At 65.8% G+C, this 14,876-nt stretch carries 9 protein-coding genes; 8 read left to right on the forward strand and 1 reads right to left on the reverse strand.

Going from position 1 to position 14,876, the window contains the following annotated elements:
• Window positions 1–394: 394 nt before the first annotated feature.
• The 8 genes from bcsN (at window position 395) to ACT6QU_RS08745 (ending at window position 13,763) form a co-directional block, all read left to right on the forward strand.
• Entirely contained in the window at window positions 395–1,276 is an 882-nt protein-coding gene (gene bcsN, locus ACT6QU_RS08710; RefSeq protein ID WP_444564069.1) for a cellulose biosynthesis protein BcsN, read from the forward strand.
• A gap of 153 nt (window positions 1,277–1,429) precedes the next feature.
• Window positions 1,430–3,619, forward strand: a complete 2,190-nt coding sequence (bcsA, locus tag ACT6QU_RS08715) for a UDP-forming cellulose synthase catalytic subunit (RefSeq protein ID WP_444564068.1) — start codon at window positions 1,430–1,432, stop codon at window positions 3,617–3,619.
• Window positions 3,616–6,027: a cellulose biosynthesis cyclic di-GMP-binding regulatory protein BcsB gene (locus tag ACT6QU_RS08720; RefSeq protein WP_444564067.1), complete on the forward strand. Its 2,412-nt coding sequence runs from the start codon at window positions 3,616–3,618 to the stop codon at window positions 6,025–6,027. Before bcsA ends, ACT6QU_RS08720 begins: the two co-directional genes overlap by 4 nt.
• Entirely contained in the window at window positions 6,024–7,067 is a 1,044-nt protein-coding gene (locus tag ACT6QU_RS08725) for a glycosyl hydrolase family 8 (protein WP_444564066.1), read from the forward strand. Before ACT6QU_RS08720 ends, ACT6QU_RS08725 begins: the two co-directional genes overlap by 4 nt.
• On the forward strand, window positions 7,064–9,208 hold the full coding sequence (locus ACT6QU_RS08730) for a cellulose synthase (RefSeq protein ID WP_444564065.1): 2,145 nt from the start codon (window positions 7,064–7,066) through the stop codon (window positions 9,206–9,208). The genes ACT6QU_RS08725 and ACT6QU_RS08730 overlap by 4 nt, the downstream gene beginning before the upstream one ends.
• A 91-nt stretch (window positions 9,209–9,299) precedes the next feature.
• Window positions 9,300–10,064 (forward strand): SDR family NAD(P)-dependent oxidoreductase, encoded by a 765-nt coding sequence (locus ACT6QU_RS08735; RefSeq protein ID WP_444564064.1) that lies wholly within the window; start codon window positions 9,300–9,302, stop codon window positions 10,062–10,064.
• A gap of 434 nt (window positions 10,065–10,498) precedes the next feature.
• Window positions 10,499–11,665: a TAXI family TRAP transporter solute-binding subunit gene (locus tag ACT6QU_RS08740; protein ID WP_444564063.1), complete on the forward strand. Its 1,167-nt coding sequence runs from the start codon at window positions 10,499–10,501 to the stop codon at window positions 11,663–11,665.
• Window positions 11,666–11,735: 70 nt separating this feature from the next.
• Window positions 11,736–13,763, forward strand: a complete 2,028-nt coding sequence (locus ACT6QU_RS08745) for a TRAP transporter permease (RefSeq protein WP_444564062.1) — start codon at window positions 11,736–11,738, stop codon at window positions 13,761–13,763.
• Window positions 13,764–13,805: 42 nt separating this feature from the next.
• Here ACT6QU_RS08745 and ACT6QU_RS08750 read toward each other — a convergent pair whose 3' ends face one another.
• Window positions 13,806–14,708: a LysR family transcriptional regulator gene (locus ACT6QU_RS08750; protein ID WP_444564061.1), complete on the reverse strand. Its 903-nt coding sequence runs from the start codon at window positions 14,706–14,708 to the stop codon at window positions 13,806–13,808.
• Between the last annotated feature and the right edge of the window lie 168 nt (window positions 14,709–14,876).

Below are 14,876 nucleotides of genomic sequence, written 5' to 3' on the forward strand. Positions count from 1 at the left end.
CAGCCGCGAAAAAGGAACGCAGCGCAGTGCGCGGTGCCGGGCGGCTGCCCGCTTGCTCGATGGATTTGGAAATGTCGAGGCTAGGTGCGACAGACTGTCGACCCGGATGGTGGTTCAAGGACCATCGAAACCCGAATTGCTGAAGTCGGCGATGCAGATCAGCGAGCAAGACATGCCTGATTGTTATTTCGTACGTGGCACCGGGTCAATGTGATCGAATGGATCTCGAATCGTTCGGACACCCGGTATGGCCGATCTTCTCCCGGTTGCTGTCACATCCCTGCAATTGAATTTGAAGCCTCGCTGCTCCAGTCTGACGAATTGTGATTCGGCACTGGCGACGAGGGACATGGCCAATACGATCACGCATGACAGGCGCGCGGTCCGGCAGGGCGTGATCGCGGCGCTTTTTGCGGCTTTGCTCGCGGGATGCAGCGGCACCACGCAGTTCCAGCGATCGGCGTCGAATGCGCGCGTCGGCGCCGTCGAGGCGATGGCTCTGCCGCCGCCCGGCGGCCCGGCTGTCATCGATGTCGTGGAGCGTCGCTTTGCCAATGCGGTCCAGCAGGACATCGCGCTTGGAACACGCTCGCGCGTTGCCGGGCAAAATCTGCTGCGCGTGCAGCTCTTCGGGCCGATGGGTTCGGAAGCGGGCCAGACGACCCTGTCGAACCTGCCGCTGACCGAGGCGTCCATCCGGCGCGAGATGCGCAGCTTGTTGCCGGGCATCGCGATGCAGACATCGGCGCTTTTCGTGCAGAACAATTACGGTCCGTTCGGTTACGCATTCGGTCGCAGCGGTCGCGATCTTTGCCTTTACGCCTGGCAGCGGGTGAGTGCGCCGCGCACCGCCGCACCCTTCAACCTGCGCGGAACGATGCAGACCCGCTTGCGCCTGTGCGAAACCGGCGCCTCGGAACAGGCTCTCCTCAAGGTGATGTACGGCTATACGGTGACCGGCGGGTTCGGCGCCGAAAGCTGGAATCCGTTCGGCAATCCGCCGCCGCCCGACGAGCGCCTCGGACGGACGGGCAGCCCGGTCTTTCCGGCCGGGAGCGCGCGGTTCGAAACCGTGCTGGAGCCCGAGCCGGTCGTCCTGAGGCCAGCCAACAGGCGTGTCGTGATCGCCGCTCCCGCCGCCGCCGCCCCTTCGGCGCCGCAAGAACAGGCCTTGCCTCCGGGCGCGCCCATCGTTCCGCCGCCGCCCACGTCTACCCAGGCGGCACCCATCGTTCCCGCGCCGCCGCCCGCGGCCGAGACGACACCCAATCCGTGAATGCGGGGACGAGACGCTCGTTAACCTCGGATTCAGCATGAACGGCGGTGTGATTGGCCGCAGCGGAAGGAGTGACCGATTTTTCCAACCGGCTGGAATCACAGGAAAGACGGAGCGAAATGACATGATGCGTAAAGCGAGCGGCACCGAGACATGATCAAGCTTGCCCTTGCAGTCGTGTGGATCACCGCCGCAGCCTGCGTCCTCTTCATCGTCTCGCTTCCGATCAACCTGCAGACGCATCTCATCGCCGGGACGATCGTCGTCATCCTGATGATGGTCTTCAAGCTGTTCCGCTCGGACGGGACATGGCGCCTGGTCGCGCTCGCCTTCGGAACCGCGATCGTGCTGCGCTATGTCTATTGGCGCACGACGAGCACACTTCCGCCGGTCACGCAGCTCGAGAACTTCATTCCCGGCCTGCTGCTCTACCTTGCCGAGATGTACAGCGTCTTCATGCTGTTTCTCAGCCTGTTCATCGTCGCCCGGCCGCTTCGCCCGCGTCCGGCGCCGAGCGTCGAAGAGCAGGTCCTGCCGACCGTCGACGTCTTCATCCCGACCTATAACGAGGACCCGGTCCTGCTCGCCGACACGATCGCGGCGGCCAAGGCGATGGATTATCCCGCAGACCGCTTCACCGTCTGGCTGCTGGATGATGGCGGGACGGAGCAGAAGCGCAATTCCGACAGCGTCGTCGACGCGCAAATGGCCCAGCGTCGCTACATCGAGCTGCAGCAGCTTTGCGAGGAACTGGGCGCGCGCTACCTGACGCGGGCGCCCAACGAGCACGCCAAGGCGGGCAATCTCAACAACGGGCTCGAACATTCGACGGGCGAATTGATTGCCGTCTTCGACGCCGACCACGCGCCGACGCGGCCGTTCCTGCGCGAGACGGTCGGTTATTTTCGCGAGGACAAGCGTCTGTTCCTCGTCCAGACACCGCACTTCTTCCTCAACCCGGACCCACTCGAGCGCAATCTGAGGACGTTCGAGAAGATGCCGTCCGAAAACGAGATGTTCTACGGCATCATCCAGCGCGGCCTCGACAAGTGGAACGCGGCCTTTTTCTGCGGCTCGGCGGCGGTGCTTCGGCGCGAGGCGCTTGCCGAATCGAAGGGTTTTTCGGGCATTTCGATCACCGAGGATTGCGAGACGGCGATCGAGCTGCATTCGCGCGGCTGGAACAGCGTCTATGTCGACAAGCCGCTGATCGCGGGGCTGCAGCCGGCGACATTCGCCAGCTTCATCGGCCAGCGCTCGCGCTGGGCGCAGGGGATGATGCAGATCCTGCGCTTCCGCTTTCCGCTCCTCAAGCGCGGGCTCTCCCTGCCGCAGCGCCTTTGCTACATGTCGTCGACGCTGTTCTGGCTGTTTCCCTTCCCGCGGACGATCTTCCTCTTCGCGCCGCTCTTCTACCTGTTCTTCAACCTTCAGATATTCACGGCGTCGGGTGGAGAGTTCCTCGCCTATACGCTCAGCTACATGCTCGTGAATTTGATGATGCAGAACTACCTCTACGGCTCTTTCCGATGGCCGTGGATTTCGGAACTCTACGAGTACATCCAGACGGTCCATCTCCTTCCGGCCGTGATTTCCGTGGCGCTCAATCCGCGCAAGCCGACCTTCAAGGTCACGGCCAAGGATGAAACCATCACCACGAGCCGGCTGTCGGAACTGTCGCGGCCGTTCTTCCTGATCTTCGCCGTGCTTCTGATCGGCGTGGCCGTCACCGCCTGGCGCATCTATGCCGAGCCCTACAAGGCCGACGTCACACTCGTCGTCGGCGGCTGGAATCTGCTCAACCTCATCATGGCGGGCGCTGCCCTCGGGGTCGTTGCGGAGCGCCGCGAGCGTGCGGCGACCCGGCGCGTGAAGATCAATCGGCGCTGCGAATTCGGCGTCGGCGAGATTTGGTATCCGGCCACGATCGAGGATGTGTCGGTCAATGGCGCGCGCGTCCGGGTCGCCAATCAGGACGCGCTCTCCGGCATCGACAGCGGCCAGGCCGCGATCCGTTTCACGCCGCATTGGGCAAGCGAGCCCCAGGCGCTGCCGCTGGTGATCCGCAACAAGGACAGGGTCGGCGATGCGCTGGCGATCGGCTGTTCGTTCGTGCGCTCGCAGACGATCCATCACCGTATGGTCGTCGACCTGATCTTCGCCGATGCCGGGCAGTGGTCGAGTTTCCAGAGCTTGCGCCGACGCAACCCCGGCGTCCTCCTGGGCACCATCTGGTTCCTGCGCGTCGCCCTGTTCCAGACCTATCGCGGCCTCTACTACTTCGTGCGCAACAGGTCGGATCGCACCGACGCCGCGCGCGCGGCATCGGGAGCGCGGGCATGAAGCGCGAACTGGCCGCAGCCCTCATGCTCCTCGCGCCGGGCGCCGCCCTTGCACAGGGCACGCCCTTCGACATGTCGCCCGAGCGGCCGGCGGCCGAGGAGCAGGTGCCGGCGATCGAGGCGCCGCAACCGCTTCCCGCTCCGCAGCCCGAGTCGGCTCCGGTCCCGGAAGCCACAGACGAGCCTGCGCCCGAGGCCGAAACCACGGACGATCCGGTGCCAGAGGCGGAAATGGCCGACGACCCGGCCGACGCGTCGGTGCGCCATTTGCTGCCGCTGGCAAGGATGCGATTGAACGGCGAAAGCGACAGCCGTGCTTGGGCGGTCTATCTGACCGGAGATCAGGCGCAGTCGGCCGCGCGGCTCGATCTGGCCTACAGCAACGCGATCGTGGTGGCGCCCGAAACCTCGCGACTGTTCGTTTCGGTCAACGGCATCTCGATCCTCGACCAGAGCATCCAGTCGGCGGAAACCCTCAGCCATCTGTCGCTGGACGTCGCGCCCGGCGTGCTCCAGCCGGGACGAAACGAGATCAGCGTCCGCGCGGTCCACCGCCACCGCACCGATTGCTCCATCGCCTCCACCTACGAATTGTGGACCGAACTCGACGGCGCCGGCACGACGCTCACCTTTACGGGCGATGCGGCGGTCGGGCCGGAGAGCATCGAAGAATTGCGCGCGCTCGGCGCGAACATCGACGGAGAAGCGCAGATCGCGATCGTCGCGCCCAGCCTGTCGCGCAGCGACATCGGCGCCGACCTGCTACGGCTCGCCCAGGCGGTGACGCTGTCGACCAGCCTTGCCAATTCCCGTTTCTCGATCGCGGCGAGCATGGACGAGGCGTCGCAGGATGCCGCGCTGGTGGTCGTCGTCGGAACGGCCGAGGAGGTTGCGGCGCTGGCAGAGGTCGACTCCGGCGAAATCGACGGCGCGAGCGCGTCCCTGCACACCCCGGCCGGCGGCGTTCCGACGCTGCTCGTCACCGGCAGGTCGCGCCAGGAATGGCTCGCCGCGATCGACGGGATCGCCCAGCAGGTCGATCGGCCCGCCAACTCGCCGCGCGAATTTCTGGTGACGGAAGCTGTGCGCACGCCGAATGCGCCGATGCTCTACGAGGCCCGCAGCGTCAGCTTCGCCGAGTTCGGCATCGCCTCGGAGCAATTTGCCGGCCGCCGCTACGCGCGCTCGTTCCAGTTCGCGATTCCCTCGGACTTCTATGCCGGGTCGTACGGGCAGGCCCGCATCCTGCTCGACGCGGCCTATACGAGCGCGGTGCTGCCGGGCGGCCTCATCAACGTCTATGTCAACGGCAACATCGCGACGTCCGTGCCGATGACGGCCCGCCGAGGTGCGGTGCTGCGCCAGTTCCCGATCAAGGTGACGATGGAGCACTTCCGGCCGGGCGTGAACACGGTGCTGCTCGAAGTCGATCTTCTGACGGAGGCCGACCAGGTCTGCGCGCCGGGCGCCACGACGGACGAGACGCCGCGTTTCGCCGTCTTCGACACGTCCCGTTTCGTCCTGCCGCAATTCGCGCGGGTGGGGCAGTTTCCCAACCTGGCGGCGGTGGCCGGAACCGGCTTTCCCTATAATCGCGCCGAAGAGCCCGTGCCTGTCCTCATCGGACGGGGTTCGACGGCGGGGCTGTCGGCCGCGGCCAATTTCCTCGCCAATCTCGCACAGGTGGGCGGGCGCATCGTCCCAGTTCAACTGGTGATGTCACCCGAGGCCGCGCGGGAGCAGAATGCGCTCTTCTTCGGCACGCCCGCCAGTGTCCCCGCAAACGTTCTCACGCAGGTGGGCATCGATGCGCAGGCGGCTTCGAGCTGGGCGCCGATCCGCGCCACCGGATCGGTCGCGGCGTCGGCCGGGACCGCCGGCGCCAACCCGGTGACCATGGAAGACTGGCGCACCCGCATGGATACGGGCCGGGTCAGCCAGGCGATCGACGCGACGCGGAACTGGCTCTCGGAAACCTTCGACTTGACCGCCGACATGCTGCGCTTTGCGCCGCGCGACGACCCGCCCTACACGCCCGCGCAGACCGACGCGCTCGTCGTCGCGCAGGGGCTCAACCCGGCGGGCACGGGGACATGGACCGTGGTCGCGGCTGCCGACGACGTCGGGCTGGAAGCGGGCGGGCGTGCGCTCGCATCGGCCGCAAACTGGTCGCAGATCGCCGGTCATATCGCCGCCTTCCCCGCAGAGGCCGGTCCCCCGCTCGTTCTCGACGCGGGGTCCGTCGCCTTCGTCGCATCACAGGAGCCGTCTCTTGGCAATTACCGGCTGATCGTCGCAAACTGGCTGTCGTCGAACATCCTGTCCTACGCGCTGGGCCTGGTGGTCATCTGCATCGTTCTGGGCGTTTCGACGTCGAGATTGCTGGCGCGTCTTGGGAGACGCAATTGAAACCCATCGCCTTTGCGGCGCTCATGCTGGTGCTTGCCGCCGGAGCCGCCATGTCACAGGAAACCGCCCCGATCACCGAAGCCGAATGGCTGCTCTACAGCGACCGGTTCGTGACTGAGGAAGGGCGGGTGCTGGACGATGCCAATGACAATATCAGTCACAGCGAGGGCCAGGGCTACGGCATGCTCCTCGCCCGGATCGCCGGCGCGCGTGACGATTTCGAGCGCATCTGGTCGTTCACACGCCGCGAACTCCTCTTGCGCGACGACGGCCTCGCCGCGTGGAAATGGGAGGCCGACCAGACCCCGCACGTCACCGACGTCAACAATGCCAGCGACGGCGACATCCTCATCGCCTACGCGCTCGCGACTGCCGGCCAGAAATGGAACGACGAGCGGCTGACGGCATCCGCGGCGACGCTTGCCGAGGCGATCGGGCGTCACCTCGTCTATGAGCATGACGGCCGTGTGATGCTGCGGCCGGGAGTCGCCGGATTTTCCGGCGAGGAGCGGGAGGACGGGCCGGTGGTCAATCCATCCTACTGGGTGTTCGAGGCTTTCGCGTCCTTCGAGGCACTTGCCCCCGAAACGGACTGGCAGGCGCTTGCGCAGGGCGGGTTGGAACTCGTCTCGTCCGCACGGTTTTCCGACCGGCAACTGCCGCCCGACTGGCTTTCGATCGGATCTGTGTCCGCACCGGCACAGGGGTTCGAAGCCGAATTCGGCTACAATGCGTTGCGAATCCCACTTTACCTGATGCGCGCCGGCATGGGCGGCGCCGGACTGATCGACGAGATGCGACGCGGAATGGTCGACGAAGATGCGAATCTGACCCTGGTGGATCTCGCCACCGGCACGACCAAGACGGCCCTGAGCGATGCTGGCTACCGCATCATACCCGCCATGGCCGCATGCCTGGTCGATGACACGCCGATCGAGGCCGAACTCCTGACATTCGCGCCGACCGTCTATTATCCGTCGACGCTGCATCTTCTGGCACTCGCGCATCTGCGCCAGCGACATGCGGAGTGTCTTCCATGACGTCGCGCCTTGCCCTTCTTGCCTCGGCCATCTGCCTTGCAACCGCCGCGCCGGCGGGTGCGCAGTTCTGGAACATCAACGGCGACACAGGCTCCGTGCAGACAACAGGCGCGGTCGCCTCGCCGCCATTTTCGGCCGGCGAACAGACCTCGTTGCCCGAAGCGCCGCTGGTCGCCCAGGCGCCGGCGCCTACACCGCCGCCCGACCAGCCGATGCCGACCGTCGACGAATCGGCGCTTCGCTATTTCGCGCGCCAGGGCGACACGCGCAGGCTGGAGATCGAGATCGCGCGCCTGCGCGCTCTTTATCCGTCTTGGACCCCGCCGGCCGATCCGCTCGCGGTTCCGCTGAGCGTCGACGAGCGTCTCGAGGCCGTCTGGCTTCTCTATTCGCAAGGGCGCCTCGCCGAAGCGCGGCAGGCGATCGCCGAGCGTCAGATGTCCGAGCCGCAATGGCAACCGCCGTCCGACCTTTTGGACCGGCTCGCCGTTGCCGAGGCGCGCGAACGGCTGGTGAATGCGTCCAATCTCGACCAGTACCAGACGGTCGTGCGCGTCGGGTCCGAGAATCCGAGCCTGTTGACCTGTTCGGAGGTCGACGTGCTCTGGCGCGTTGCCGAAGCCTTCGCCATGACCGAGCGCCAGCCGCGCGCGCGCGATGCCTACCGCTACGTCCTGACTACCTGCGACGCTCCGCAGGAGCGCCTGGCGACGATGCAGAACGCGGCGCAGCTTCTATCCTCCGATCTGCGCGACGAACTCCTGACGCTGGAGCGTTTCGGCGACGATGGCGCCGGCGAGTTCGCGCCGGTGCGCGACGATCTCGCGCGCGACGCGCTGGCCGCCGCCGGCGAAGACGCTTCCGTGACCGCCAGCGCCGAAGACATCGCACGCGTCGAGCGGCTGGCCGGCGAAGGACCGAGCGCGAGCGACGCGCGGCTGCTCGGCTGGTACTATCTCGGCCGCGACGACGCCGAAGCGGCGGAACGATGGTTCCGCATGGCCTTCGAGGCTGAAGCCGAGGGCGATGCGGCCGAAGGGCTCGCGCTCGCGCTGATCGAACGCGACGCGTTCGCGGAAGCCGAGGACGTCGCCTTTCCCTATCGCGACGAGAACGACGACCGGCGGCAGGTCTATCTCGCCGCAGCGGCCAACCTTCTCGCCGTCGAGCCGCGCGTTGCGCTCGCGCCCGACATTCTGGCCCGTATTGTCGGGGAGGTGGTCGAGGCCCGCAACGCACCGGCCGCCCAGCAGCTTGGCTGGTACGCGCGCGCCTACGGCCAGCACGAAACCGCCGGCCAGTGGTTCTCCACCGCCCTCGGCTTCGATCCCGACGACGAAGCGTCCGCCTACGGCCTCGCTTTGACGTATCTGCAGCTTGGCGACACGGCCGGCCTCGCGGAAGTGAAGCGGCAATGGACCGGTCGGTCGGACAGGATCGCGACGGTCGGAACGCCGCAGGCCGAGCCCGCAGCGCCGGCGCCTCCACCGCCCGCTCCGGGCGGGGCGCAAAACGTCCAGCCCACCCAGCCGCTTGCCTATGCGGCAGCGCCCGTCCGGCCCGCCGCGCCCACGATCATCGTCGAAGCAGAACCTCGAACCGCAGTGCCGGCGCGAACGCGCCAGAGTTCGGGATGCAGCGCCTCGACCGATCCGCGCGGCTTGGCGCCGCGCGCCGCGCTCACCCTCGGCTGGTGCCTGATGGAGCTCAACCGTCCGCTCGAAGCTGCCCGCGCCTTCGGCGTCGCACTGCGCTCGGACAGCGACACGGCGCGCGATGCGGCCTATGGCCAGAGCCTTGCCTATCTGCGCGCCGGGCTGGTCGACGAGGCCGCCGTGGCCGCCACCGCCGCGCCGATGAATTCCGAGCGCAGCTCCGAACTGCAGGCGAGCATTCTCGCTGAACGCGCGCTCGGCGCATTCGAGCGCCGCCGCTACGCCGAGGCGCTGATGGCGCTCGACCAGCGCGCGCAGATCGCCGCGGAACGCAACGATTTGATGGTCCTGCGCGGCTACGCCTATCTCAACCTCTACCGAACCGAAGATGCGAGGCGCGTCTTCCAGTCGGTCGCGGGAACGGGCAGCCGCGAAGGCCTGCGCGGCCTCGCCGCCGTCGACGACCAGATGAATTCGCAGCGATGAACCATGGCTCCATCGTCAAGCAGGACGCTCCGCGAGCGGGACCGTCCTGCGGCACGTCCACAATAAAAATCTGAATGGGGGAGATATCGCCATGAACAACCCGCTCGACCTGACCGGCAAGGTGGCGGTCGTCACCGGTTCGACCCGCGGCATCGGACGCGCCATCGTCGAACTCTTCGCCGAACTGGGTGCCTCGGTCGTCGTGTCGAGCCGCAAGGCGGAGGTTTGCGACGCAGTGGTGGCCGGCATCGCTGCCAAGGGCGGGCAGGCGATCGCGGTTCCGTGCAACATCACGCGACGCGACGAGGTTCAGGCGCTTGTCTCGACGACCCGCGACAGGCTCGGCCCGATCGACATTCTCGTCTGCAACGCGGCCGTCAATCCGGTCTACGGGCCGCTGTCGCAGATGACCGACGAGGCCTTCGACAAGATTTTCGACGCCAACGTGAAGAGCAATCTGTGGCTGGCGAACCTGACGATCCCCGAAATGGCGGAGCGGGGCGGCGGCTCGGTGGTGATCGTGTCGTCCATTGCCGGCATCCGGGGAACCGACCGGATCGGCGGGTACGGCATCTCGAAGGCGGCCGACTTCGCACTGGCGCGCAATCTCGCCGTCGAATGGGGGCCGCGCAACGTGCGCGTCAATTGCGTCGCGCCGGGCCTGGTGAAGACCGATTTCGCCCGCGCCCTGTGGGAAGACGAGGAACTGCTCGCCGAGCGCAACCGGACGACCCCGCTGCGCCGCATCGGCCAGCCCGGTGAAATCGCCTCGATCGCCGCCTTCTTGGCATCGGGCGCATCGAGCTTCATCACCGGCCAGACCATCGTGGCCGATGGCGGCGTGACCATTGCCTGAGATCATTGCCGCACCGATGACAATATTGGTGGTTTCGATGGCGGCGAAATCGCAATCGAAGGAATGAAAAGGATTGAAAACAACGTCCGGCGGGCGTGGCACGATATTGGCCGAAAGTGCCGAAGTTCATGCGAATTGCGCGCATTGTTCGGGCGGCATTCGACAGATAACTGGCACGCCGTTGAAATTGATCGGGTTGCATTGAGCCGCGTTGGACAAAAGCTGGACGGGATGCAATGGTCGAAATGGGAGGAGTAAGGCGCAGACCGGGCAATTCCGCGGATGAATTTTCAAGCCGCCAAAGGTGTCGAGCCGCCACCGGCATCCTTCCGCCCGACGATTGCCATCCACATTGAGAGCTGCGTGCGACCGGGGAGGTTCGGTTCGATCACGCGGAATCCGACGATTTGGAAGACCACAGAGGAGGAGCATTCATGATCGGAATTTCATTGCGTTCCCGCACAGCGGTCGCGGCCGGCATTCTTTGCGTTTTCGCCGGAACGGGGCAGGCATCGGCGCAGGATATCGAACTGCCCGGCCAGCTTGCCTGGACCGCCTATGATGTCGGCTCTGGCGGCTACAATCAGGCGGTCGCCATCGGCGGCGCGCTGAAGAACGAACTGGGCATCGACCTGCGCGTGCTGCCCGGACGCAACGACGTTTCGCGTCAGGTTCCCCTGCGCCAGGGCCGCGTCCAGTTCTCCGCGACGGGCGTCGGCGCATCCTATCTCGCGCAGGAGGGTGTCTTCGAATTCGGCGGCGCGGATTGGGGCCCGCAGGCGGTTCGCCTGCTTCTGGCGGCCAATGGCGACGGCAATCTCGGCATCGGCGTCGCGGCGGATGCGGGCATCGAGACCATCGCGGACCTGGCCGGCAAACGGGTCGCCTACGTCGTCGGCGCACCGTCGCTGAACGAGAACATCACGGCGATCCTGGCCTTTGCGAACCTGACATGGGACGACGTGGAGCGCGTCGAGTTCTCGGGCTTCGGCGCGGCCTGGGAGGCGATCATAAACGACCAGGCGGACGCGGCGTTTGCCGCCTCGACATCGGGCCAGGCCTATCAGCTCGAAGCCTCGCCCCGCGGCCTGTTCTGGCCGCCTTTGCCGCATGACGACACGGAGGGCTGGCAGCGCCTTCAGGAACGGGCGCCGTTCTTCATTCCCAATGACGGCACCGAAGGCGCCGCGATGGGGGCGGACAACGTCAACGAGGCGGCGACCTATCCCTACCCGGTGCTGACGACCTATGCCGAGCAGGACACAAGTCTCGTCTACAACATGACGAAGGCCATGGTCGAACTCTACCCGACCTATCAGGACAGCGCGCCGGGGATCAACGGCTGGGCGCTGGACAATCAGGTGTTCGCCTGGGCGGTGCCCTATCATGAAGGCGCGGTGGAGTATTTCCGCGAGGCGGGCGTCTGGACCGAAGAGCACGACGCGCACAACGACGCCCTGATCGAGCGACAGGGCGTCCTAGCCGCGGCTTGGGAGGAGATGCAGGGCGAAGAGGTCGCGGAGGCGGACTTCGAGGCGCGCTGGATGGAAGTTCGCGCCCAGAAGCTGGAAGAAGCCGGGCTGAGCGTGGTCTTCGAATAGCCCAACGGCCAAGGAAGTGGAGGCCCGCGCGGGGCCTTCATTTGTCTGCTTCCAGCACGGGAACCCTGCGATGACCGGTCAGCATTTGACGGGAGGCGCCAAGAGCGCGTCTCTCGCGGAAACAGCGGTCCTGCAGGACCACGCGAAGGAAGAGATCGCCCAGGAGCTGCGCTATCGCCTCGTTCCGGGCTCGATACGCTGGGTGCTGGCGCTCGCGACGCTTGCGGCGATCGCGCTGGCCGTCAATCAGCTTTTCAACCTTCGGCTGCTGCCGACCACCATCCTCGATCCGCAATATCTGTACGTCCTGTCCGGCATCTTCCTGGCCATGACGTTCATCGCGTTCCCGGCATTCGCGGGCGCGCCGAGCCACCGGATTCCCTGGTACGACTTCATCCTCGCCGCAGCCAGTGCGGGCGTGTCGGGATATTTCGCCTACACGGCCCAGACCAGCCTTCTTCAAGGCTGGGAGTACGGCGCACCGCCGCTCGCGACCTATCTGAGCTTCGTCATGTGGGCGCTCATTCTCGAAGGCGCCCGCCGCACCGGCGGCCTCATCATCTTCGTGCTGGTGCTGCTGTTCTCGCTCTATCCGGTCGTCGCCGACAAGATGCCGGGCCCGATCTCGGGATTTCCGTCTCCGCTCAACGAGACGATCGCATTCCACATCATTTCCGCCGAAAGCTCGTTCGGCATTCCGATGCGGGCTTTCGGGCAACTCGTCATCGGCTTCATCGTCTTCGGGGCGGCGCTTCAGTTCACCGGCGGTGGCAGGTTCTTCAACAATCTGGCGCTCGCGCTCGTGGGCCGATTCCGCGGCGGCGCGGCGAAGGTCGCGATCTTTGCCTCGGGTTTCATGGGGTCGATGTCGGGAAGCGTCATCTCCAACGTGCTGACGACAGGCGTGGTCACGATACCTGCGATGAAGCGCGCCGGGTTTTCCGCGCGCTATGCCGCCGGCACCGAAGCCTGCGCCTCGACGGGCGGGACATTGATGCCGCCCGTCATGGGCACGACCGCCTTCATCATGGCGTCGTTCCTCGGCCGGCCGTATGTCGAGATCGCCATTGCCGCCATCATTCCGTCGGTCCTCTTCTATTTCGCGCTGTTCGTCCAGCTTGACGCCTATGCCGCCAAGCGCAACCTCAAGGGCATGCCCGAGAGCGAACTGCCGACATTCCGGCAAACCTTCGCGGAGGGCTGGCAGTACATCGCGGTGTTCGCAGTCCTGATCTTCGTCATGATCGGCCTGCGGCAGGAAACGCTGGCGCCGTTCTATGCGACGGCGCTGCTCCTGATCATCAACCAGATCTGGCCGTCGACGCGGCTTTCCATCGGCGGCTTCGCCGATCTGCTCGTCTCGATCGGCCGTTCGCTCGCGGAACTCGTGGCGCTGCTGCTGGCCGTCGGCATGATCGTCGGGGCGTTTTCGGCAACCGGCCTCGCCGGCACGCTGGTCAACGATCTCGTCTTCCTCGCCGGCGACGGAACGCTGACCTTGCTGATCATGGGCGCCGCGACGGCGTTCATCTTCGGCATGGGTATGACGGTCACCGCCTGCTACATCTTCCTCGCCATCGTCCTGGCGCCGGCACTGGTGCAGTCGGGCCTCGACCCGCTGGCCGTGCACCTCTTCATTCTCTACTGGGGCATGGTGTCCTTCATCACGCCGCCGGTCGCGCTCGGCGCCTTCGCGGCGGCGACGATCGCGGGCGTCAGCCCGATGAAGGCTGCGGCGTCGGCCTGTGTCCTCGGCAGCGTGATCTACGTCGTTCCGTTTTTCTTCGTCCTCAATCCCGCGCTCATCGGGCAAGGCACGCCGCTCGAAGTCGGCGCGGTCTTCGTCACCGCCCTCGTCGGCGTCCTCTTCATCGGCTCCGCCGTTCAGGGATACATCGCGGGTCTGGGTGCGATACAGGACGGAGCGCCGGGCTACGCGATGCGGATCATGCTCGCAATCGGCGGACTTGCGCTGGCCGCACCGGGCGTTCAGAGCCTCGGGCTGTCGAACCTGGAAACTGCCGGGATCGCGCTCCTGATCGCCGCGCCGACACTTGTGATGACGTTCATCCAGAACAGACGCGCCCTCCCTGCATGAGAGAGTTGAGAGGGCCGCCGGGGGCCATTCTCTTGATACGGTTCAATCCGGCGCGTCGGGCGCGGAGGTCATGCATTTCTTGAGTTCCTGAATGAGACTGCCGGCGAAACTGGAAATGGAGCTGTCGCGCCGCGTGGCGAAATAGGTCTGAAAGCTCGTTTCCTCCTCGATCGGGATCACGGCAAGGCGCCCACTGCCGATATCGGCGACCGAGAACGTGTCGATGACGGCGACGCCCGCATTGCGTTCGACGAGCGACATCACGGTCGTGCCGAAGCGCGCGCGGATCGGGATGTTGTATTCGAAGCCGTGCCGCTCGAAGAGCGAGACCATGATGCGGCCGTAAGGGTCGTTCGGATCGATGCCGATGAGCGGGTAGCGGGCGATCTGCGCAACGGAAATGCTGGGCATCCGCGCGGCCTCGTGGTCGGGCGCGGTGATGAAGACGAGCTTGCCGGTCGCCAGCGGCTCGAAGACGAGCGAGGGGTGGTCGAGGCGGTAGCTCATCAGCGCGACCTCGCCGCGCGCCAGCATCAGATAGTCCACGGCTTCCTCGATCTTGATGATGTCGATGTTGAGCCGCAGGTCGGGATAGCGCTTCTGCATCGCGACCACCGCGCGCGGGACCATGACGTTGGCGATCGAGGGCACCGATCCGAACTGCAGCCCGACATCCTTGCCCCGGGCGAGCCGGTCGATCGCAAGCTGGAGGTCGTCGATCTTGCGATGCACGTCGTTGATCTGCTCGAACACGGCGCGCGCCTCCTCCGCTGGTACGTAGCGGCCGCCGCGGCGGACGAAAAGCCTGATGCCGAGGGAGGTTTCCAGATGCTTCATCAGGCGGCTGATGCCCGGCTGCGAAACATTGAGATGGCGTGCAGCCCCGGCGATGGAGCCCGAAACCATGATCGCACGAACCACTTCGACCTGTCGCAACGTCAGCATCTCGAGCCAACCTTAACCTGATGTTATGTCATTCGACGATCTTGGTAATTGTGTTTGCACGCACGCTGCTTGTAAATGGCGGAACGCATGCGGCTAGCGGGAGGGCAAGTCCGCGCCTGCGTTGAATGCCGGGTTGCCGCATGGTGTCTCGTTGCCATTTGGGAGGAA

Origin of the sequence: Aliihoeflea sp. (genome assembly GCF_052435475.1) — a bacterium.
Taxonomy (GTDB): Bacteria; Pseudomonadota; Alphaproteobacteria; order Rhizobiales; family Rhizobiaceae; genus Aliihoeflea.

Excerpts from the sequence above, each read along its gene's own strand:
- bcsA (WP_444564068.1), top strand. The coding sequence starts at position 1,430 with ATGATCAAGCTTGCCCTTGCAGTCGTGTGGATCACCGCCGCAGCCTGC.
- ACT6QU_RS08720 (WP_444564067.1), top strand. The coding sequence starts at position 3,616 with ATGAAGCGCGAACTGGCCGCAGCCCTCATGCTCCTCGCGCCGGGCGCC.
- ACT6QU_RS08730 (WP_444564065.1), top strand. The coding sequence starts at position 7,064 with ATGACGTCGCGCCTTGCCCTTCTTGCCTCGGCCATCTGCCTTGCAACC.
- ACT6QU_RS08735 (WP_444564064.1), top strand. The coding sequence starts at position 9,300 with ATGAACAACCCGCTCGACCTGACCGGCAAGGTGGCGGTCGTCACCGGT.
- ACT6QU_RS08740 (WP_444564063.1), top strand. The coding sequence starts at position 10,499 with ATGATCGGAATTTCATTGCGTTCCCGCACAGCGGTCGCGGCCGGCATT.
- ACT6QU_RS08745 (WP_444564062.1), top strand. The coding sequence starts at position 11,736 with ATGACCGGTCAGCATTTGACGGGAGGCGCCAAGAGCGCGTCTCTCGCG.
- ACT6QU_RS08750 (WP_444564061.1), bottom strand. The coding sequence starts at position 14,708 with ATGCTGACGTTGCGACAGGTCGAAGTGGTTCGTGCGATCATGGTTTCG.